Below are 20,219 nucleotides of genomic sequence, written 5' to 3' on the forward strand. Positions count from 1 at the left end.
GCCTCCTCTATCTGCTTGCGCACCTCGTCCCCGATGTTGAAGTCCATGGGGACGAGTCTACGGGACACGCGCGCCACTGGCGCCTGGCACTGGGAGTGCCCGTCCGGGATACATCTTGTTCCACGAACCCGTCAGTAGGGGATGATGGTTCCGCTCGCAGGCCCCGACGCTCCGGCCGACGAGGAGCCGTAGCTGAACAGCCGGAGCGCGCCCTGCCCCTCGAACTTGAAGGGCCCCACGGCGGGATAGCCGTCACGCCCCAGTGGCCCCGGGAACGAGGGGCCCGCACCCAGCTCGAAGATGAAGGGCTCGGAGAACGGCGCATTGGCGGCGAGGTGGAGACCCAGGAACTTGACCTGCCCGTTCGCCGTCGCGGTCAGGGAGAACTCGGCCTCATAGCCTTCCAGCGCCGCTTCGATGCGCTCGTGCAGGAGGAGGGACGGAGCGCCGCCGAACTGGACGGAGACCGGCCCGGTCCGGACCCTCAGCTCCTTCATTTCCCCGTAGTCCATCCGGATGAGCGTGGCCGTCTGGTAGCTGATGGTGAAGGGCACCGTCCTCCCGTACACCTCCTGGAAGATGTTCGGGACGCTGCCCTCGAGGCCGTTGAGCTGGAGGGTGCCGGTAATCCAGCCACCGCTGTCCACGGTGATGCCCACGTCCGCGCTTCCCGCGGCGGCGACCTTGAACAGGAAGCGCACCGTGCGTACCTGGCCCTCGTCCACGACAAGGGACAACGGATTGGGGGAGACCAGGGTGGCCTGCACGGCCTGGCCGGGATTCTCCACCCGCTCGAGCTGCCAGTTCCCCGCGAGCTGCACGGTGTAGGCGCCCGCGGCGAGCGGCACGCTCACCGTGTCGGCCGACGTATCGGTGACGTTGACGGACTGGGGACCGGTGATGACGAACGTAGCGCCCACCAGCCGGTAGGTGCCTTCCGGACCGGACGCGGTCAGCGGAAGCTCCAGCGTCCCTGGTGCCGCCTGGGCGGGCGTCTCGGATACTGCGTCGCCTCCGCATGCCACCGCGAACAGCGCAAGCACAGACAGCCCCCAGCAATACAACGCCTTCATGAATGACCTGCCCTTTCGTGAGGATGCGCAGGCCAGGAAGCGTCCCGCGCAGGTGTCAAAGGAGTGCCCCGATACCCAGGGGAATGGAGGGTATCGCCGCAAGGCATTGACACATCCGCCATGGGCATACTCCAGGCCCGCGGCACGGCCCGCACCCTCCCAGTCCAAGGAATCACACACACCGTGTTGCAATGGGAGTGACGGTGCCCCGGTCCGCTCAGGGCGCGGGTGTCTGGCGCACCACGCGGATGAACGCCGGCGCATCACCGCCGAGCACCGGCGCGAAGGTGGCGTCGAGCCCCGGGGCCTCGGGGTGGCCGTAGAGGCAGCGTGACGCGGCCTCCAGCGTGGCCGAGGCGGGGGCGCAGAAGGACTCCCGCCACGCGCGGGCCAGCTCGGCCTCCAGCCGCCGCGCGAGCGTCTCGGCCCGGGCGGCGAACCAGTCCTCGGAGGGGGGAAAGCCCGGGCGCTCGGGCGCGACCCTGGAGGGCGCGTGCTGTGCGTCGTGCCAGTCGCCCTGCGCGCTCAGCGCGTCCTCGACCCCGGTCTCGAGGTGGAGGGCGCCCGTCAGCCGGACGGTCATCGCCGTGCGGTAGTCGGCCGAGAGCTGGTCGGCTTCGTAGGAGAAGACGCGCGGCGCCTGCCGGTAGCGCGTGACGGCGCGCGAGACGCTGCGGTGCTCGGTGCGGTACTTCGTCACCATGTGCGGGCGCATCTCCGACCGGTACTTCGTCACGGTGCGCGTGCGCGTCTCGGAGCGGTGGCGCGTGACGGAGCGGTGCCCCGTACACGTCCGGTGGCTCGTGCCGTAGCCGCAGCTGTACGTGTACGACTCCGAGGCGGTGTAGGGCACCTGCACGGTGTACGACTCCATGGCGGTGTAGGGCACCTGCTCGGAGCGATACTCCGTCGCGGTGTACGGCACCTGGTGGGGCTCCAGCACCTGCTCGAAGGTGGTGTAGGGGACGTTCTCCACCCAGGGCACGTCGCGCCGGACGGTGCGCGTCTTCACCTCCGCGGAGAAGCTGCCGGACAGGTCCGCCACCGCCGCCTTCGCGCCGGGGGCGTACCAGGGGCTGGCTTCGAAGGCCCCGGTGAGGGCGGAGGCCAGCACCGTGGAGTGGGGGGCCTTGTCCACGCCGGTGACGCCGCCCGAGAACGCGAGGCTGCCGTACACGTCCGGAAGGTCGGGGGCCGGGGGCGCCTCGGCTCCGAAGTGCGCGCAATAGCGCTGGACGAGGTGGCTCCAGTAGGGGGCCTCGGCCGCGGCGGGGGCCAGCCGCGTGCAGCCCTCCTGGCCCGAGCGCTGGATGGAGGCCGTCAGCGCGCCACGCGTTGCCGCGAGCAGCGAGCGGCCGAGCAGCGACTCGTGGCGCTGCACCAGGGCCTGTGCGCCCAGCGGCTCACGGGCCTCCAGGTGGCGGGCCACCTCCGCTCGCAGGTGCTGGTCCACCCAGGCGGCCTCGCGCTCCACGGCGGCGCGGACCTCGTCCTCGCCGTGCGGCGCCCACGCGTCGCTTCGGGAGAGGAGCAGGTCGGCCGCGCCCAGCGCCTCGGCAATCCGGCCGCTCGTGCGCAAGTCATGGACCGCCTGGGCCTGCTTCAGCAGGGCGTGCGAGCGCGCCGTGTCCCGGCGCAGGCGGAACTCCTTGCGCTCCGGCTGCTCCCCCAGGAGCGCCTCGTACGCCTCGGCGGAGGCCTCGTACTCACCGCGAGCGAAGAGGTCGCTGGCGCGGTTGTGGGCGGTGGCGCACCCCACCACGGTGAAGGCCAGGCAGAAGAGGGCGGTTTTCATGGGACGCATGGCGCTGGGTACCGTGGGCGTTGGGGGCGGCCCTGACGCGGACCACGGCCCTTGACGGAATACGTGACGACCACCTGACCCGGGTCGTCAGCGTATAGAACGCACAGCGCGCGTCTTGTTGAGGCGGGTTTGCCCGCACCGTCCGTGGGCCAGGGCCCACACGGGGAAACCCTTACAGGGCGCACGGGCGGGATGCAGAGGGCATCCCGCCCGCCCCGAGACGAAGCTCCAGCGGCGAGACGCCCGCGCTACGGTCCTCGGAGGACCGTCAGGCCCTGGTCGGTGAGGACGAGCAGCATGCTCGGCGTCACGGTGGGCTCGTAGACGAGCTGCAGGACGCGCTGACCGGACACCTGCCGCACCCGGGACAGCGTCACGCCGTCTGGCTCCAGCCGCCAGAGGCCCTCGCCAATCGTGCCGATGTAGAGCGCGCCATCGTCCGTCGCCTTGAGCGACTGGATGCGATTCGTCGGCAGCCCGGCGAGCTTGGACCAGTTCCCCGCCGAGCGGGACTTCGGCGTCATGGCCCAGACGCCGTACTCCTGGCTGCCCAGGTAATAGCGACCCGAGGTGACCTGCTCGAAGGCGCGCCAGTAGTCATCGGTGGCCTGCCCGTTGAGCGCCTCGTTGAAGCTCTTGAACCTCCAGGGCGTGGGCCCGTCCCAGGTGTTCCCCCGGTCCCAGTCCTCGAGCTTGTCGCTCGGCACGAGCACGCCGAGCATCTGCTCGTTCGCGACGAGGACGTCTCCGTTCGGAGCGATGCCCAGCCCGTGCATGTAGGGACATTGCAGCGAGCCCCACTCCGAGCCGTTCTCGTAGAGATACCAGCCCGGGTGACGGTGGCTGTTGTAGGTGAGTCCCTGGATGCGCGTCACGCCGTGCGTATGGGCGGGATAGAAGCCATGTTGAAGGTGAGGGCTGGAGCGGAGGAGCCGAGGAGGGCCGCTGACGGGAGCCGCCCGAGCAGAGAGCCCGGCCGGTGGAGAGGCCGCCTGAGCCTGCTTGGGGTACACGCCGGCCCTCGCCACGCTCCCATGAGGTGCGCGGCAGGGGCCTGGCTGTCTTGGCTGTGGCGGCTTGAGCCTCAACACCCCGCGGCCTGCGGGGGCTAACGCGCCGGGGCCAGGCGCGCACCTGCCGTGGGCAAGCCCAGGTGCTCCAGAATCGCGAGCACCCCTCCCGTTTCCTTCACGCGTGCAGGTGCGTGTTGGCGTGCAGAGAGAAGCCCTCCAGCAAGGCGCACCGGCTTCCGGCAGGAGCGGCCGGAGTAGCGCACTCCGTCGCTTCACGGAGCTTCGTCCATTCGATAGATAGGCAGCGTTCTCCCGGATGAGGGGCTGGGAATCCATGAACGCCTACCTTCTACTCACCATCGTGTCGGTCTCCTCGGCGGAGCCTCTCGTGAAGTCCACGGAGGCCCAGGCCGCTTCGAGCAGCGCATCCTCGCAAATCCCGGACGCGCCCCGGGCGGAGCCGGCTTCCGCGCCCGAAGACACGCCGAAGGAGTCCGTGCGCCAGCAGGCGCTGAAGCGCTCACGGGTTCCCCGCTATCCGCGCTTGGAGCGGCCCCTGTTCTGGGTGGCTGGCGTCGCCGGGCTGGGGCTCGCCACGGCCGGCGGGCTCTACTACGGCAAGGCCCTGAGCGCCCGCGAGACGCTGGACAAGCGCAAGGCGCTGACGCGCGACGAGGCCTTCTCCACCACGCAGCGCGGCCGCAATGCCCAGACGACGGCGCTGGTGCTGGGCGGCGCGTCGCTCCTCGCCTTCGGCGCGGCCACCTGGGTCTACCTGCAGCCGGTGCCCCAGCAGGAGGGCCCCACCGTCTCCCTCGTGCCCGGAGCGGGCGGCGGCATGCTGTCCCTCCAGGGGGTGCTGCCATGAGCCTGCGCCGGAGCCTTTGCTGGGCAGGGCTGCTGCTGGCGGGAGTGCTCGCCGCCGGGTGCCTGGACTTCGACGGGGACGCCTACTGCGCGAAGCATCCCGAGCTGTGCACGCTGAGCGTGACGGAGCTGAGCCCCACGGTGGGCCCCGCGGCGGGGGGCACGGAGGTCTCGCTGACGGGCAACGCCATCGACGCGCAGACCGTGGTGGAGGTGGGCGGCGTCCCGGCGACGACGAAGGTCATGAACGCGACGCGGCTCATCTTCGTCACGCCGCCGCATCCGTCAGGACGCCAGGACGTGGTGGTGCGGGGCAAGTACGAGACGGTGACGCTCCCCGGGGCCTTCCATTACGAGCCCCGGCCGGAGGTGACGTCCTTCTCGCCCGGGTATGCCTCGTCCAACGGAGGGAAGACCTTCACCCTGGTGGGCAGGGATTTGGGGCCCTCGCCCGTCGTCTTCATCGGCGGCGTGAAGGTGACGTACCCCTCCATCAACCGCGAGGAGACGCGCATCACCGCGTCCATTCCGCCCCTGCCCCCGGGCACCCATGACGTGGAGGTGCGCAACGCGGTCGGCGGGGTCACCGTCCTCTCCGGGGCCATGCGCATCGACGTGCCCTGGGTGGAGAAGCGGGCGGGGCTGCTCGGAGGCAATGTCCGGGGGCTGTGGGTGAACCCCGCGGACGCCTCGCACGTGCTCGCCGCCGTGGCCGGGGCCGGGCTGCAGCGCAGCCGGGATGGCGGTGCCACGTGGCAGCCCGTCGAGAGCATGAGAGGGCAGACGTTGGAGGTCCTGGTCCAGCACCCGTCCTCGGGGCTGCTCTATACGATGGTCGGCGACATCCTCCTCGTGAGCGCCGACCTCGGGGAGCGCTGGTCGCGGGTCTTCCAGTTCTTCAGCTACAGCGGGAGCCTGCTGCTGGCCCCCGACGGTGCGCTGCTGTTGCTGCAGGCCCTTGAGCTCATGCGGCTGGCGCCGGGGGCAAGCAACTGGGAGAGGCTCTTCGTCGGCACCGGTGACGCGGAGGTCGTTCGGTCCATGTACGCGACGACTCCGGCGCGCATCTACATGGCCACCTCGGCGGGGGTGTTCCGGCTCGCGACGGGGACGCAGTACTACTCGTGGACGTGGGGCTGGCGCACGGAAGTGCCGGTGACGTGTCTTGCCCCGGTGCCGGGAGCGGCGGACTCGCTCTACGCCGGCACGGCGCAGGGCCTCTACCGGTTGGACCCGGGAAAGGCGCCCGTGCGGCTCAACGGCACCGCCGGGGTTCTCTCTCTCTTCCCCGACGCCAGCCAGGCCGGGCGGCTCCACCTCCTCACGTCCGCCGGGCTGCGGCTCTCCGTGGACTCGGGCGTCACCTGGCAGCCCGTGGCGGGCCTGCCTCCGGCGATGGCGGTGAACTCGATGAACGTGACGGGGGGACGGGTGCTCGCCGCGACGGCGGGCGTTGGCGTGTTCCGGGGCACTGTCGGGAGCGGACTGACGGCCTCCAACACGGGGTTGCCCGCCGCGGATGTCATCGCGCTGGCCGTGGACGGCTCGCGCTCCGGACACCTCTTCGCGGGGACGACTGGCGGCCTCTTCGAGAGCCTGGACGACGGGGACCTGTGGAAGGCGGTGCCCTGGGAGCAGGTGCCTCCTCCCGTCACGGTGGTGCGGGTGGGCAGCGCCGACGGCCGCTTCGTCTTCGCGGCCTCCGCGTCCGGGCTGCGCCGCTCGCGGGATGGAGGTGGCACCTGGGAGGCCGCGGGTCCGCAGGGAAAGGTGTGGGACCTGGCCGTGCTGCCCACGGCGCCTCCCACCGTCTACGCCGCGACGGACGTGGGCGTGCAGGTGTCCCGGGATGGCGGCGACACCTGGGCCGAGATGAACGCGGGCCTCACGTCCGGGCTGGCCACGGGGCTCGCGGTGGCGGGGCCGGGGCCCTCCTTCACCCTCTACGTCACGCAGCAGGGGGCCCTGTTCGCGCTCACCCCGGACAGCACGCAGTGGACGCTCGCGGGCCGGTTCACGTCCGACTACACGTCGCCGTTCGGACAGGTCGCGGTGGCCAGCAATGGCATGGTGCTCGTGGCCAGTCCGCGGGGGGTCTTCAGTGGACGCGGAGACGGCGGGCAGTTGGGAGCGGTGCTGTCGCAAGGGCGTGTCGTCCACCTCATCGACGCTCCCGAGGATAATGCCTTCGCGGGAGGCCCGACGGGCCTGTGGCGCGCCACCGTGTCTCCCAGCGTGTTCTCCGCCTTTACCGACATCAGCGCCGGGATGACCGGCAAGTCGGTCCGGTCCATCACCTTCCACCCCGACTCCACCCGGCTCTACGTGGGCACGGAAGGCTTCGGCGTGCAGGTGTCCACGGTGCGGGGCCTGTAGCCCCGGTCCGCTTCCTTCTTCCTCGTCGAGTCCCGTCATGTCCCTGTTCCGTTCCTCTTCCCGGAATGCCCTCGGGCCGCTGACCGCGGCCCTCCTCGTCGTGCTCGCCGGCTGTAGCTCCGGTGACGACGCCGAGGTCTGCGCCGACGTCGAGTGCTCCGCCGGCCTCTGCTTCGCGGATGACGGCAAGCCGCGGTGCCGCTGTGCCGAGTGGGAAGAGGCCGCCGGAATCACCTGCGAGCAGGTCACCCCGGCGATGCGGCTGGACGAGCACGGCGACTCACCGGAAGACGCCACCGCGCTGGCCGCGGATGGCGAGGAGGTGGAGGGGGCGGTGCAGCTCCCCACCGCGGGCGTGGCGGACCGGGACGTCTTCACCTTCACCGCGCAGGCCATGCACTTCTACGAGGTGCGCTGCACGCCCCGGACGATGCCCGACTGCGCGGTGCGGTTGATGGACGCTTCGGGGGCGGTGGTGGGGTCCGCCGTCAGTCAGGGCGCGGCGGTGCCGGCGCGGTTGCTCGTGAGGCCGGTCCAGCAGCCCACGGTCCTCTTCGTGGAGGTCTCCGGGGCGCTGGCCGGGCGGGTGGGGGCGTATTCCCTCCAGGTGTCCCCCGCGGGGGTGGACGACCATGGCAACGCGCTGGCGACGGCCACGGTGCGCCAGCCCTCGGCCGAGTCCTTCGACGTGACGCTCGGGTACGAAGGCGACGTGGACGTCTTCACCTTCCGCTCCGTCGCGGGCCATGGCTACCGTTTCACCTGCGACCCGGGCAACGGCAGCAGCCCGCGGCTCGAGGCACGCACGGCGCTGGGCGCGCGTGTGGACTCCACGTCCAACGTGCTCAACGGGGTCGCCGTGGGCGTGAAGGCCGCGGGCGAGGCGAGCTGGTTCGTGGAGGTGAGCTACGTGGAGGTGCCCGCCCCGGTGACGTACCGCTGCCGGCTGGAGGACCTGGGGGCCGACCAGCATGCGGACGTGACGACGGGCGCGACGCCCCTGACGCCCGGCACCGAGGTCCCCGTGCGCATGGAGTCACGGACCGATGTGGACGTGCTGTCCTTCACCGGAGTGGCCGGCCACGTCTACCGCATCGCGTCGCAGGGCCTCGTGCGCATCACGAATGCCGCCGGGACGGAGCTGAAGCGCTGGGACTTCGTCGGGGGCTACAAGGTCTACTACGAGGTGACGACGGCCGGGCCCTACTACGTGCAGCTCTCCAACGCCTCCGCCTGGGGCAGCACCTTCCCGTTCCTGCTGGAGGACCTGGGTCTGGATGACCATGGCGACACGGCGGCCACGGCCACCCGCATCGCCGTGGGCAGCACCGTCACGGGGCTGCTCCACGAGGAGTATGAAGTCGACGCCATCAGCTTCATGGCCGACGCGGACGGCATCTATCGCGTCACCTGCGAGCCGGACTGCGGCATGAACCTGGAGGCTCCGAGCGGCTGGGTCCCCCGGCTGAGCCAGCCGAATGGCTACATCATCGATGCTCGGGCCGCGGAGCCCATCGCCATGCTGGTCCACCGCGCGGGCTTTTCCTACACCTTCACGCTGCGGGTGGAACGGATTGGCACCGACGACTACGGGGACGACGAGCTCGGGGCCACGCCGCTGACGCTGCCGGCCTCGGCCTCCGGCGCGCTCCAGTCGGGGGCCGACTCGGACACCTTCTCCGTCGTGCTCCAGGCGGGCCGGACCTACCTCCTGGAGTCGACAGGCGTTGCCTCGGCGGTGGCCTACGCGCCGGACCACACGTCGCTGCGGTACCGGTTCACCGCTCCGGTGACTGGCACCTATACCGTGTTCATGTCCTCGGGCAGCTCGATCCGGACCGGTGAATGGAGCTTCACGCTGCGGGAGGAGTGAGAGGAGCTCCAGGTCCCGTACCGCGTCAATGGCCAGCGCTCCTGGCCCGGCCGCCCCTGAAGCGGGAGTCAGGCCCTGCCGCCTCCACGGGTTCGAGCCCGTGGAGGCATTCCGCTTCAATTCCTTACGTCACGGGAGCGTCTTGCACAGCGTCGCGCCGACGGGGTTGGGTTCCCAGTCCTTGATGACGCAGCCTGCCCCCGGGCCCTTCATCGTTCCCCGCCCGGAGAGCCGCTGGATGTCCCACTTGCCGAGCGTGGCGCAGATTTCAGCCTGCCGGGCACGGGCCTCGTTCGGAGAGAGCTCGGCCGTCCCGGGCGCGCACGGGCCCTCCGCGGCCACCACGGAGAAGGGGAAGCCCGTGGGTTCGCAGAGCGACCACCCCATGGGCTGCGTGTCCTGCGTCCGGATGACGCAGCCCGCGCCGGAGCCCACCATCGAGCCGCCTCCCGACAGCCGGACGATGTCCCACCGGCCCAGGTAGGCGCACAGCTCCGTGCGTCTGGCGACCGCGGTCTCCGGGCTCATGAGGGCCGCGTTCGCCGGGCACAGGTTGTCTCCCTGCGACTTGAACCAGGCCGGCAGGGGTCGCGGCATGCAGAGGCTGGCTCCCGGCGTGCGGACGTCGAGGTCCTGCACGGTGCAACCGTAGGCGGGCCCCGCCAGCGTACCTCCACCCGCCAGCCGGATGAGGTCGAAGCTGCCGAGCTGCGCGCAGAGGGTCTCCTGGTGGGCACGCGCCTCCGCGACGGGCATCAGGTACTCATTCGGCGGGCACACCGTGTCGCCCCGGATGGAGTGGATGTCTCCCACGAGAGCATTCTGGCTCCGGGCGAGCTCCTCCGCCGTGTCCTCCGGTGCGCGCGGGTCCTCACCGCAACCCGTCATCGCCAACAACACCAGACCTCCGAGCAGCTGCTTCTGCATGTGTCGCTCCTGTTGAGCCGCGAGCGCCTTCGCGCTTCGTGGCGGGTGCGGGGAGTCACATGAGCAAGCGTGGGACCAGGGCGCGCGGAGGGAGGAACCCGAAGTGAAATCATCAGGTTGAAGCAGTCAGGGCTCCGCCGGGCGCGATGACGGAGGGCATAACGTGCCAGGTCTGGCACGTGGGCATGGCGCTCCAGCGGACATGGATGTCAGGGCCCGCTTCGTGACCGCACTCGCGGCGTCTTCTCCTTCAGCGGCTCCCTCCTCGCCGCTGCCTGGGGCGCCACGCGCACCTCCTCCGCACCTGCATGGGGGAGCCGGGGCTCAGCTGCACATCCTCATGGGGGCACTGGCGGCCGTGTCCCTGGCCCCCCCTGGCGATGCACGTCCGCCAGGAGGCCCCGGTCCGCGTGAGTTTGATTAGATGGCGACGCAATTCGTGCCATCGTAATCGCACTGGTAGCATGTGTAAGAATAGCACATCGCCGAAGGGACAGCCCAGCACCTGTGACCGCACCAGCCACAGTTGTTGACGTCACTGAAGGTGTCGGTACACACCCCGTTGCACAGCTCCTCGCCCGGATAGCAACTGCCGCCGACCATCTCCTGCTCGCCGGAGGTGACCGGCTCCTGCGTTTGCTTCTCCTCGAGTACTTCCGGACCGCAACCCATCAGCAGCGACATCGCGCTTGCAATAGCCCAGCGGCGCACGGCCAATCCTGAACGCATTCGGACCTCGTTGTTAGGAGAAGGAAGCGCGCCAACTGTGAAGCCAGACGGTATGGTTGGTCAATAGGGAGAGCAGAGCTCCTTCGCAATTGCTTGCTTCGTGGATGTCAGGCGTTCTCGTCCCCTTGCAATGACCCGCGCCATTGAGGCATGTCGGTTGATGGCTTTGCCTCGGCGTATATCCGTGAATGCCTGGAGGCGCTCGGTGTCCCGACCCCTTGTCAAGACCCCTGCCTCCTGGTGTGAGCGCGCTTCGGAGAACAAGGGGGCCGTTTGCACGGGCTACACCTGCGTGAACTTCACGCCGGTAGCCTTCGCGCGCTCCAAGGCCTGCTTGATGTCCTCGGACACGATGAGGGCGATGTCCCAGCCTTCCGTGCGGAAGAGCTTGGCATCTCCCAACTTCCTGGGGTCGATGCGCATGTCATCGACGGCGTAGTACTGACCTGCCTTCTCGGGCAGTCCGTCTTCCGGCTTCCATCGCTGCACCTTGGACGCTGCGTCGTCGATGCAGCGGATGAGCTTCGTGGCCACGAGGATGAGGTACTGGTCCGGGTGCCCCTGGATGGACACGGGGATGAACTGCACGTCATTGGGGGCCAGTTCCTTGAAGATCTCCGCCACCCTGACGTGGACCACAGGCGTCACGCCCACGCCCGCCATGGAGAAGTCCAGCGCCTTGCCTGGTTCGTCGACGGGTATTTTCAGAGGGCCTTTGACCTGGACGGGCCGTCCGGCCCTGAAGATCCAGGGGTCTTCCACTTCCTGGCCACGTTCGTCCTCGGGGTCCCCCAGGTACCAGTTCCCGGCTTGAACGTTCTCGGCAAGGTCGAAGAATCGAGTCGGCATGGTGCGGTTCTACCGCTGCTGGCGCTCGGTCAGGAGCCTGTTGATGTCCGTCCCTTTCGTGACAGCTTCCTTGGCCAGCTGTTGAAGCGCCTTCGTCAGGAGCTTGCGGCACTCATCCACCGAGCGACAGCCTGCGGTTGCACTGTTCAGCCGACTGAAGACCCGCTCGTGGTACTTCTGCGGATGGGGCCCATTGTGGCCCTCGACCGGCACGATGTTCTCAGGGTCCTTCAGCTCCATCCCGGCCTTCTTGAAGAGTCTCTTGAACCGGGGCGTCCAAGGCCCTCCGCGCGCGGTGGACACACTGTTCTTGTCCGTCGCGAGGTGATGGTCCCTGGTCCGGCCGCCGCGCATTCCCCGGGCCGCCATGGCGACCGCGTTGGGGGCCAGCGCGATGGTGAAGCCCTCGGCCGCCATTGCCACCGACTTCACGCTCCCGATGGCCACGTACTGATAGCCCGCCTGCGTCTCCACCGCGACCGCCGCCTGCGCCGAGCCCGGCAACCCCGATGCCTTCGCCGCCAGGCCCGCCGTGTTCCCAATGACCGCGGTGGCCAGCATGACGAAGATGCGCGCTGCGTTCTCCCCGAGGACTTCGCCGTACGCCTCACCAGCCTCGCTGAGCTGCGCGAAGGTGGTGGCCCGGTCCACCTCGCGCACCAGCGCTATCCACCCGTCCAGCAGTCGCCACACCGTGTCCACGCCCAGGTAGGCAATGGCCGAGGCCGTCATCAGGGCCGCCAGACCCTTGCTCACTGGCTCGGGCAGCGACCAGAGCAGCAGGTACATGCTGACGGAGGCGGTCACCGTTGCCATGAGCGCCTGCGGGTCCGCCATGTCCTTCAGCGCCTCGGTGGTCTCATCCCAGACCGAGTCCATGGCGATGGCCATGGCCAGCGAGTACTTGCCGTCGCTGGCCAGCAGAGGGCCTTCTCCCAGCAGACGCAGGCAGTCGCCGGGCTGAGACTTGCGCTCGCACCAGCGGCCATAGGCGCGCGTCAGCTCGTCATCCGCGTATGACTCCAGGAGGCGCAGGCCGTCCGGGGCCGTCTCCTCTTCCTGAGGGATGAGTCGAGGGCCCCGGTGCTGGTACAGGTACACGCCGCCTCTCTCGGGGACTCCGAAAAGCTGGCGAGCCTCTCGGAGGGGATTTGCGAAGGGCCGCACGTCCCGGGCGAGCTCCACTACAGCCTCCTCGAATTCATCGTCGTCCAGCTCCACGGGCCCGGTGCTGTCCTCCTCCTCGAAGGGCGTGTGGACAACCGGAGGTCCGTCTCCGGTGTCCAGGCGCACGACCCGCGTGGTCGAGCAGCCTGAGACAGCAAGCGCCAGCAACAACCAGATGACTCCAGGCGCTCTCATCCACGTCCTCCGGGGCCGGGTGCGTTCCCACGAGCTTAGGCCGGGAATACCAGAAGAGTCCGACACGACACGGAGAGGCCGGTTCCTGAGTCTCAAATAGGCTGAGGAACCACGCGGATGCGAATCGTGAATGGCAGGGGCCAGCCCGCAGGGGTCGTGGGATGTCCGCAGACTCCTCGCGGCGGCATCAGTCCTGATGCGGCACACCGCACATGTCGAAGTGAGGAGCCCCCCCGGCGGCCGACCGCGGTGGAAGGAAGGTTCCTTCCGCGAGTCCGCCACCCGGAGAGGGAGTGCAGTGTCTTCCCGCGTCCTGAATCAGTTCGCTGCGTCCCGCGCGGCGTCCTGCTCCAGCAGCCAGCGCTCCACGGCGGCGGTGTCACCGATGTCGCCGTCGAAGCGGCGCGCCGGGACATACGGCTCGTTGTGGCCGCGCGGACGGTTCCGGTAGACCTTGATGGGGACAATGATGCGCGTCGTGCCCGACGGAAGGTCCATTGCGCGGACCTCCATGTAGACGGAGTCCGCGGAGGTGGGCAGGCCCACGTGCGTGACGCCGGGCAGGCTCAGCATCAGGTCGGCGAAGTCCAGGCACGCGCTGCCGCAGCGGCCGTCCGTGAGCAGATACACGCGCGTGCGCACGGGATTGGCGGGCTCCGAGGAGGGCGGGGTGGAGGAGGCGTCCTCCTTCTCACTCCAGAGCGGCTGGCCCCAGCGCCGGGCCTCTGCGAGGCCCTTCGCGACCGCGCCTGCCCACTTCTCCTCGTGGCTGTCCTTGCCGAACTGACGCCCGAGCTGCGCGGTCATCTCTCCGAGGTAGCGCACGTTGTCCGCCGAGGCCCGCCAGTCCACGTAGACGGCGCGGGCCTTCGGGTCGTCCTCGTAGCGCGCCTTCACCAGCGCCTCCCCGAAGAGCCCCTGGGCCAGCTGCTTGCCCCACGCCGAGTTGCCGCCGGTGTTGCCGCGCACGTCGAACACCAGCACCTCCGCGCCGCCCCAGGAGCCGGCCTGCTGCACCAGCGAGCGCATGGCCTCGAAGTCGGCGGAGCCCTCGCGCGGGCCGAAGGTGGGGATGGAGACCCAGACACCGCTCTTGCCGAACGTGTGCGTGCCGAAGGAGGGCGTCGGGCCGAACGCCGCGCCTTGCAGCTTCTTCTCGTGCTCCTCCGTGGGAATGGGCCGGTAGCGCAGCGTCACCGTGCGCACCTCGGTGCCCGTCTTCACGCGGCACTGGGAGGGCGGCTTCACCTCGGGGTTGCCCACGTCCTGCAGCAGGATGGGGGTGAGCTTCATCCGCAGCGACTCGATGTCCGCGCCAGCGGCGAAGGGCAGCACGTCCTGCTCCAGCATCTGCTGAGCGGCCCGGCCGTCGCAGTCGAGCAGCTCGCTGCCCACGGCGGGCAGCGTGTCCTGCGCCGGGTCCTTCTCGTCCACGCTCGCGACGACGTACCGGCCCTGGCGCAGCGAGAGGATGAAGCCGGGCCACGACGCACGGAGGGGCGCGACATGGGCGCCCGCACGGAGGTGACCGTCCCGGAAGCCCGCGGCGTAGTAGCGGATGGCGAAGTCATAGCCGCCGAAGGAGCGGGCCTGCCGGGCACGGGTGAGCGCCTGTCGATAGCCACCGTCCAGCCACTGCTTGAAGGACGGGTTGAGCGGGTCCACCGGCCCCGGGTGGTTCTCCAGGATGGCCTGGCGCATGGCCTTCAGGTCCTGCTCCGCCATCTGCGCCCAGGGGTTGGTGGCGGTCAGCGACAGTCCAATGACGAGGGTCGGGAACAACATCGTGCGGGGAGACTCCGGGCTGTGTCTTCAGGACGGCCGAACGTAGCGCCCATTGCGCGTCTCGCGTCCCGCGAGCTCACCCGTGCGGGCGCTTCGGGACTCAGCGTGAAGCCCCGGGCGCGCGGCTCCGGCGGCGCACCCACGCGAGCGCCAGGCCGGGCACCAGCACCATGCCCGCGAACAGGATGAGGAAGGACTCCAGCTGTGCCGCCGTGGCGCCCAGGGCCGCGTACGTGGCGGACACGCCCAGGTTGGACAGGGCGCACACCGTGAAGAAGCTCCGCCGGGACATGCGGCTGGTGCCCGCGAAGACGACTGAGGCCTCCGCCAGCACCGGCACCGCGCGGAACACCAGCAGGAACCAGGGGCCCAGCCGCTCGGAGGCGCGCGCCAGCCGCGCCACCTCCGCGTCGCCCGCCATGCGCCGCAGCGCCACCGTCCCCGCCCTCGCGCCCAGGCCGTAGCCCAGCACGCAGGCCACCATCATCCCCAGCCAGTTGGTGGCCAATCCGCCCCAGAAGCCCAGCAGCCCTCCGGCCGCGGTGCTCACGAGGCTGGAGGGCACGGGCAGCAGGATGTCTCCAGCCAGCAGGCCTCCCAGCACCAGCGACACCTGCCACGCCGGAGGGCGCGCGGAGAGGAAGCGCTGGGCCACCGCGTCCACGTCGGCGCCGAAGAGAGCGAAGGGCACCAACACCAGGGCCAGCAGCAGCACGCAGAAGGCCACCCAGCCCGCGACGGCGCGTGCACGCTGTGTCTCCGGGGGCGTCAGCTGCCGTGCGGGCTCAAGCATCCCCGAAGGGTAGCCGGGCCGCGGCGGACATCAACGATTGCTCGCGCTCGGCGGGAATCTCTCCCTCCGTCATGAAGGCGATGCCCACCACCGCGCGCACCTGCCCCGTGCCGTCCAGCACGGGCAGCGCCACCGCCGCGCGCGCATCCACGGCCTTCGCGCCCGGCTTGACGCGGCCGGTGGCATCCTCCTTCAGGTTGCACGTCTGCACCGGCGCCCTGCGCACCTGTGCCAGTCCGGCCATGCCCTTGCCGTGTGGCACGTGGCGGACGGCATTCAGCACGGGCGGCGGGATGTTGAGGGCCGCCACCAGCTCCAGGTCCTCTCCGCGCTGCAGGTGGATGGTGCCCGCGGAGGCGCCGTGCTCGGCGGCGAAGGACTCCAGCCACGCCTGGTACGAGGGGGGATTCATGCTCATGGCGCGTCTGACTGTGCGCCCCCGTCCGAGAGAGCGTCAACGCGCCGGCCCGGCAACCATGCGGCAGTCGACGTTGACCTCGGACTCAGGGGCCGCCACGGATGCCGAAGATGGGCGCCCACCAGGGCTCCACGCCGCGCATGTCCACACGGCCGGCGCCGGCGGTGAGCTCGATGAACTCGCCGTCGCCCAATTCGAAGTGGCCCGCGAGCGCCAGGCCTCCGTAGGTGGCCGAGGCCGTGCGCTCCGAGATGATGAGCCGGTGCACGCCGAGGAAGGGCACCACCCCCAGCGCAGTGTCGTCCAGGTGCACCGCGAGCGACAGGGAGGCCTCCACGCCCATCATGCTGCCGGGGCCTCCCACCGTGCCCAGGCCGAAGTCCGTGGCCCCGCGCAGCATCACCGCGGGCGCGACGCTCACGTCGCCGAGCTGGAAGTAGTGGGACAGGCCCATGGACAGGCCATAGCCGGGCACGGGGACGGGGCAGGTGGCTTCAATCTCGTCGCAGCCCACCTCGCCCTGGAAGCCGACATGCACACGGGTGTTGGCGCCCACCGGAATGAGGAGGTCCGCGTCGTACGCCACGCTCCACTGAGGCGAGGAGAAGGGCGCGCGGTTGCCCTCGAAGTCCTCGGGGGCCTGGAGGGGCACGGTCAACCGGGGCCCGGTGCGCAGGCCTGCGCGCGCCGTCACGTGGTCCAGGCTGCCGGGCACCATCCGGATGCCCATGGGGCTCAAGGTGGTGGGCGCGCAGCCGGCCAGCACCATGAGTACGGCACTCAGCATCCATGGCGCGAGTCTCACGGCGGCCCCTTTTCCCCGCTCGGGCGGGACGGGCCTCAGGATATCGCGGATGGCGACGTGTCCGCCGACACCCCACGTGCGGGTCGGCAACCTGGTCGCCTGGGATGGACTGTTCAACCCGTGCCAGTCCCGCGCGGGAGGGTAGGTGGTGGCTGTGAAGCCGGGCAGGATGCGCGGGGCGCCGCCGCGAGGTGGCGCCGACCTCCCCTCATGCTCGAGTCCCTCCTGGAAGCAGGTCGATGAAGGCGCGTCCATTACGGTTCCATCTGGCCTGGCTCGCGCTCGGGCTGCTCATTCCCCTGGTCGTCTTCACGGCGGGAGTCCTGGACCGCTTCGCCGTCTCGCAGCGCGCGGCCCGCGAGCAGGGCATGCGCGAGACGGCCCGGGCCCTGGCGCTGGCGGTGGACCGCGAACTGGGGCAGTCCATCCGCGCGCTGGAGGTCCTCTCCCACGCAGAGACCCTGTCACGTGGCGACCTGGAGACCTTCTACGCGACGTGCAAGGCCGTCGTGCACTCACGCCAGCCCTGGACGTTGCTGGCGCTGGTGGACGTGGACGGGCGGACGCACTTCACCACCGACCGGCCCTTCGGGGAGAGCGTCCCCAGTCCGGTCGACCGCCCCTATCTGCGAAGGGTGCTGGAGACGGGCCGCCCGGTCATCTCGGACTACCCCTTCGCGCGAATGCAGGGGCCGCCCACGGTGGTGGTGGCGATGCCGGTGCTCAGCGGGGAGCGCATCACCGGCGTCCTGCTCGCGCACTACTCGATGCAGCACTTCAGCAAGCTCTGGACCGAGCAGCGCATCCCCCCGGACTGGGTCGGCACGCTGGTGGACGAAGAGGGCGTCATTCTCTCGCGCAGCCGCGCCGCGGAGCGCCTCGTCGGCAAGGTGGCGCCGGTGGCGTTCATCGAGAGCATGCGCGCGGCCGGCAGTGAGGGGTTCTTCCCCTCGGTGACGGCGGACGGCATGAAGGCCTACTCGGCGGTGGCGCGCTCGCAGGTGGTGCCCTGGACGATGGTCTTCTCCGCGCCTCGCGCCATCTTCTCGGCCCCCATGGAGCGCTCGTTTCTCTCGTTGCTGGTGGCGGGGCTGGTGTGCTGTGCCGTCGCCGCGGGCTGGGCGACGCTGATGGGGCGCCGCATCACCCACCCGCTGAGGGCCCTGGCCCGCGCGGCGACGGACAGCGCGGCCACGCCCGCCGCCTTCACGCGCCTGTCCACCACCGGCATCTCCGAGCTGGAGGAGGTGAGGGTGGCGCTCGCACGCACCACCGCGCTGGTGGCCGAGCGGGAGGAGGCCCTGCGCGCGAAGATGCGCGAGGCCGAGGCCGCGCGCGCCGAGGCCGAGGCCGCCAATCGCGCCAAGGACCAGTTCCTGGCCATGCTGGGGCACGAGCTGCGCAACCCCCTGTCCGCCATCACCAGCGGCGTGAAGGTGCTCTCCATCGCCCGCGACGAGGCGCGCCGCGAGCGGACCCGGGCGCTGGTGGAGCGGCAGGCCTTCCACCTGGCCCGACTGGTGGATGACCTGCTCGACGTGGCCCGCGTCAGCAGCGGCCGCATCACCCTCCAGAAGGGCGCCATGGACCTGGGCGAGTGCGTGCACCGCGCCGTCGCCGCGCTGGAGTCCTCCGGGAGGATGCAGGCGCACCAGCTCGACGTGAAGGCCGAGCCGGCGGTGATGGAAGGCGATGAGAACCGCCTGGGCCAGGTGGTCACCAACCTGGTGTCCAACGCCCTCAAGTACACGCCGGACGGAGGCCGCGTCATCGTGCGCACGCACGTGGACGCGGAGCAGGTGGTGTTGGAGGTCTCCGACACTGGCGTGGGCCTGCCGCCGGAGGTGCTGCCGCGCGTCTTCGACCTGTTCTTCCAGGCGGACGGCACCCTGGACCGCTCGCAGGGCGGGCTGGGCGTGGGGCTCACGCTGGTGAAGCGCCTGGTGGAGCTGCACGGGGGCACCGTGGAGGCGCGCAGCGAGGGCGCCTCGCGCGGGAGCACCTTCACGGTGCGCCTGCCCCGGGGCGCGGTGGCGGAGTCGCAGCATCCCCGAGCTGGCGCGGAGGGCCCCGGCGTAGCGCGCCGCATCCTGCTGGTGGAGGACCACGCCGACAGCCGCCAACTGGTGCGCGAGCTGCTGGAGGCGGACGGCCACACGGTCCACGAGGCGGAGGACGGACCGTCCGGGCTGGAGAAGGCGCGCGAGCTGCGGCCCGACGTCGTCCTCCTGGACATCGGCCTGCCGGGGCTGGACGGCTACGCGGTGGCCCGGGCACTCCGTGCGTCCTCCGAGACGGGGCGCGGGCCGCGGCTCATTGCGCTGACGGGCTACGGCCTGAAGGAGGACCGGGCTCGCGCCATCCAGGCCGGGTTCGACGAGCACGTGGTGAAGCCCGTGGACATCGTCCGGCTGCGCGAGGTGCTCTCCGCTTCAGGGGATACGGTGGGCGCGGCATCCTGAGCGGGGGCCCGGCTCCCCGCCTGGGGTGGAGCGCCGAAAAATAGATGTCCGGGGGCCGTCCACTCACACGTTGAGGGCCTGAAAGCACCCGACAGAGGGTGCGACACGGGAGGTCATTCCATGAGTGGGTTCATCTATCTGTTCCGGACGACCGAGGCGGACCAGCGCGAGGCCATGGGCACGCCCGAGCGCGCGCAGCGGAGCATGCAGGCATGGCTGGCGTGGATACGCGAGCTGGAAGCCAAGGGGCACCTGAAGGACCCGGGGCAGCCGCTCGAGCGCTCGGGCGCGGTGGTCCGCGGGAAGAAGAAGGTGGTCACCGACGGGCCCTATGCCGAGTCCAAGGACCTGGTCCTGGGCTTCATCGTCGTCGAGGCGAAGAACCTGGAGCAGGCCGTGGAGCTGTCGAAGGGCTGCCCCATGTTGGAGGGCGCCGGCTCCGTGGAAGTGCGCCCGGTGATGGAGGGGCCGCTGTCATGAGCACGCGACGCATCGTGGTGTTCAACCGGGTGTCGGCGGACGGGTACTTCGCTGGAGCCGATGGGGGCCTGGACTGGGCCGTGCCGGACGCGGAGATCGACAAGGGCGCCGTGGACGCCATGCCGGGCTTCGACACCCTCCTGTTCGGGCGGCGGACGTATGAGAACTTCGAGGGCTTCTGGCCCAGGGTCCTCACCGAAGGACCCACCGCGCCCGACCCCCACAGTCCTGGGCGGCAGTCTCCGGAGTTCCATTCCCTGGCGGTCTGGTTGAACGACGTGGCGAAGGTGGTCTTCTCCCGGAGCCGGAAGGAGGTGACGTGGAAGAACTCCCGCCTTGTCTCGGAGCTCGACCCCCGTGAAGTCCAGGCCATGAAGCGGCAGCCCGGCAAGGACATCCTCATCTTCGGGAGCGGCTCCATCGTGTCTCAGCTCACGGAGCACGGGTTGATTGACGAGTATCACTTCATCGTCAACCCGGTCCTCCTCGGAAGCGGCCTGCCGATGATCAGCGGCGTGTCGAAGCGCACGCCGCTGGAGTTGTTGGAGGTGAAGCGGCACCCGGCGGGCAACGTCACGCTCCGCTACGCGCGCGCGGGTTGAC

Annotated in this window: 16 protein-coding genes; 6 read left to right on the forward strand and 10 right to left on the reverse strand. The window is 70.2% G+C overall.

Annotated features, from left to right (window positions below; all coding sequences use genetic code 11):
• Positions 1-131: 131 nt before the first annotated feature.
• From G4D86_RS29795 to G4D86_RS29805, 3 genes are all read right to left on the reverse strand, one after another.
• Positions 132-1,073 carry a hypothetical protein gene (locus G4D86_RS29795; protein ID WP_163997458.1) on the reverse strand — a complete coding sequence of 314 codons (942 nt, stop codon included), beginning with the start codon at positions 1,071-1,073 and terminating at the stop codon, positions 132-134.
• Between the two features lie 217 nt (positions 1,074-1,290).
• Complete coding sequence (locus tag G4D86_RS29800; protein WP_163997459.1) at positions 1,291-2,877, reverse strand: hypothetical protein; 1,587 nt, start codon at positions 2,875-2,877, stop codon at positions 1,291-1,293.
• A gap of 248 nt (positions 2,878-3,125) precedes the next feature.
• Positions 3,126-3,752 carry a hypothetical protein gene (locus tag G4D86_RS29805; protein WP_240360539.1) on the reverse strand — a complete coding sequence of 209 codons (627 nt, stop codon included), beginning with the start codon at positions 3,750-3,752 and terminating at the stop codon, positions 3,126-3,128.
• A gap of 472 nt (positions 3,753-4,224) precedes the next feature.
• Here G4D86_RS29805 and G4D86_RS29810 point away from each other — a divergent pair, with 472 nt between their 5' ends.
• From G4D86_RS29810 to G4D86_RS29820, 3 genes are read left to right on the forward strand one after another with little or no spacing between them, the layout of a single operon-like run.
• Positions 4,225-4,758, forward strand: coding sequence for a hypothetical protein (locus tag G4D86_RS29810; RefSeq protein WP_163997460.1), 534 nt, complete (start codon positions 4,225-4,227; stop codon positions 4,756-4,758).
• Positions 4,755-7,133, forward strand: coding sequence for an IPT/TIG domain-containing protein (locus tag G4D86_RS29815; RefSeq protein ID WP_163997461.1), 2,379 nt, complete (start codon positions 4,755-4,757; stop codon positions 7,131-7,133). The genes G4D86_RS29810 and G4D86_RS29815 overlap by 4 nt, the downstream gene beginning before the upstream one ends.
• A gap of 37 nt (positions 7,134-7,170) precedes the next feature.
• A complete protein-coding gene (locus tag G4D86_RS29820; RefSeq protein WP_163997462.1) occupies positions 7,171-9,006 on the forward strand; it encodes a hypothetical protein in 1,836 nt (611 codons plus the stop codon).
• Positions 9,007-9,135: 129 nt separating this feature from the next.
• On the opposite strand, the gene G4D86_RS29825 is transcribed toward G4D86_RS29820, so the two are convergent.
• The 7 genes from G4D86_RS29825 to G4D86_RS29860 all read right to left on the reverse strand — a co-directional run bounded on the left by G4D86_RS29825 (position 9,136) and on the right by G4D86_RS29860 (position 16,656).
• Entirely contained in the window at positions 9,136-9,933 is a 798-nt protein-coding gene (locus tag G4D86_RS29825; protein ID WP_163997463.1) for a hypothetical protein, read from the reverse strand.
• 1,011 nt (positions 9,934-10,944) lie between these two features.
• Positions 10,945-11,511, reverse strand: a complete 567-nt coding sequence (locus tag G4D86_RS29835) for an imm11 family protein (RefSeq protein ID WP_163997465.1) — start codon at positions 11,509-11,511, stop codon at positions 10,945-10,947.
• 9 nt (positions 11,512-11,520) lie between these two features.
• On the reverse strand, positions 11,521-12,873 hold the full coding sequence (locus G4D86_RS29840; protein ID WP_163997466.1) for an AHH domain-containing protein: 1,353 nt from the start codon (positions 12,871-12,873) through the stop codon (positions 11,521-11,523).
• Between the two features lie 318 nt (positions 12,874-13,191).
• Positions 13,192-14,658, reverse strand: a complete 1,467-nt coding sequence (locus G4D86_RS29845; protein WP_163997467.1) for a S41 family peptidase — start codon at positions 14,656-14,658, stop codon at positions 13,192-13,194.
• A gap of 100 nt (positions 14,659-14,758) precedes the next feature.
• On the reverse strand, positions 14,759-15,451 hold the full coding sequence (locus G4D86_RS29850) for a TVP38/TMEM64 family protein (RefSeq protein WP_163997468.1): 693 nt from the start codon (positions 15,449-15,451) through the stop codon (positions 14,759-14,761).
• The gene (locus G4D86_RS29855; protein ID WP_163997469.1) at positions 15,444-15,869 is read right to left on the reverse strand and encodes a GAF domain-containing protein; all 426 of its coding nucleotides are present in this window, start codon (positions 15,867-15,869) and stop codon (positions 15,444-15,446) included. The genes G4D86_RS29850 and G4D86_RS29855 overlap by 8 nt, the downstream gene beginning before the upstream one ends.
• Positions 15,870-15,954: 85 nt before the next feature.
• The gene (locus G4D86_RS29860) at positions 15,955-16,656 is read right to left on the reverse strand and encodes a hypothetical protein (protein WP_163997470.1); all 702 of its coding nucleotides are present in this window, start codon (positions 16,654-16,656) and stop codon (positions 15,955-15,957) included.
• Between the two features lie 257 nt (positions 16,657-16,913).
• Between G4D86_RS29860 and G4D86_RS29865 the strand changes: the two genes are divergently transcribed.
• The 3 genes from G4D86_RS29865 (at position 16,914) to G4D86_RS29875 (ending at position 20,218) form a co-directional block, all read left to right on the forward strand.
• Positions 16,914-19,136 (forward strand): hybrid sensor histidine kinase/response regulator, encoded by a 2,223-nt coding sequence (locus G4D86_RS29865; protein WP_163997471.1) that lies wholly within the window; start codon positions 16,914-16,916, stop codon positions 19,134-19,136.
• A gap of 120 nt (positions 19,137-19,256) precedes the next feature.
• A complete protein-coding gene (locus tag G4D86_RS29870; protein ID WP_163997472.1) occupies positions 19,257-19,616 on the forward strand; it encodes a YciI family protein in 360 nt (119 codons plus the stop codon).
• A complete protein-coding gene (locus G4D86_RS29875) occupies positions 19,613-20,218 on the forward strand; it encodes a dihydrofolate reductase family protein (RefSeq protein ID WP_163997473.1) in 606 nt (201 codons plus the stop codon). The genes G4D86_RS29870 and G4D86_RS29875 overlap by 4 nt, the downstream gene beginning before the upstream one ends.
• The last annotated feature ends 1 nt before the right edge of the window (position 20,219 follow it).

The organism is Pyxidicoccus caerfyrddinensis, from assembly GCF_010894405.1.
GTDB lineage: Bacteria > Myxococcota > Myxococcia > Myxococcales > Myxococcaceae > Myxococcus > Myxococcus caerfyrddinensis.

What these genes read in the sequence shown, in the direction of transcription:
- G4D86_RS29795 (WP_163997458.1), bottom strand. Translation starts at nt 1,073, where the DNA reads ATGAAGGCGTTGTATTGCTGGGGGCTGTCTGTGCTTGCGCTGTTCGCG.
- G4D86_RS29800 (WP_163997459.1), bottom strand. Translation starts at nt 2,877, where the DNA reads ATGCGTCCCATGAAAACCGCCCTCTTCTGCCTGGCCTTCACCGTGGTG.
- G4D86_RS29810 (WP_163997460.1), top strand. Translation starts at nt 4,225, where the DNA reads ATGAACGCCTACCTTCTACTCACCATCGTGTCGGTCTCCTCGGCGGAG.
- G4D86_RS29815 (WP_163997461.1), top strand. Translation starts at nt 4,755, where the DNA reads ATGAGCCTGCGCCGGAGCCTTTGCTGGGCAGGGCTGCTGCTGGCGGGA.
- G4D86_RS29820 (WP_163997462.1), top strand. Translation starts at nt 7,171, where the DNA reads ATGTCCCTGTTCCGTTCCTCTTCCCGGAATGCCCTCGGGCCGCTGACC.
- G4D86_RS29825 (WP_163997463.1), bottom strand. Translation starts at nt 9,933, where the DNA reads ATGCAGAAGCAGCTGCTCGGAGGTCTGGTGTTGTTGGCGATGACGGGT.
- G4D86_RS29835 (WP_163997465.1), bottom strand. Translation starts at nt 11,511, where the DNA reads ATGCCGACTCGATTCTTCGACCTTGCCGAGAACGTTCAAGCCGGGAAC.
- G4D86_RS29840 (WP_163997466.1), bottom strand. Translation starts at nt 12,873, where the DNA reads ATGAGAGCGCCTGGAGTCATCTGGTTGTTGCTGGCGCTTGCTGTCTCA.
- G4D86_RS29845 (WP_163997467.1), bottom strand. Translation starts at nt 14,658, where the DNA reads ATGTTGTTCCCGACCCTCGTCATTGGACTGTCGCTGACCGCCACCAAC.
- G4D86_RS29850 (WP_163997468.1), bottom strand. Translation starts at nt 15,451, where the DNA reads ATGCTTGAGCCCGCACGGCAGCTGACGCCCCCGGAGACACAGCGTGCA.
- G4D86_RS29855 (WP_163997469.1), bottom strand. Translation starts at nt 15,869, where the DNA reads ATGAGCATGAATCCCCCCTCGTACCAGGCGTGGCTGGAGTCCTTCGCC.
- G4D86_RS29860 (WP_163997470.1), bottom strand. Translation starts at nt 16,656, where the DNA reads ATGCTGAGTGCCGTACTCATGGTGCTGGCCGGCTGCGCGCCCACCACC.
- G4D86_RS29865 (WP_163997471.1), top strand. Translation starts at nt 16,914, where the DNA reads ATGAAGGCGCGTCCATTACGGTTCCATCTGGCCTGGCTCGCGCTCGGG.
- G4D86_RS29870 (WP_163997472.1), top strand. Translation starts at nt 19,257, where the DNA reads ATGAGTGGGTTCATCTATCTGTTCCGGACGACCGAGGCGGACCAGCGC.
- G4D86_RS29875 (WP_163997473.1), top strand. Translation starts at nt 19,613, where the DNA reads ATGAGCACGCGACGCATCGTGGTGTTCAACCGGGTGTCGGCGGACGGG.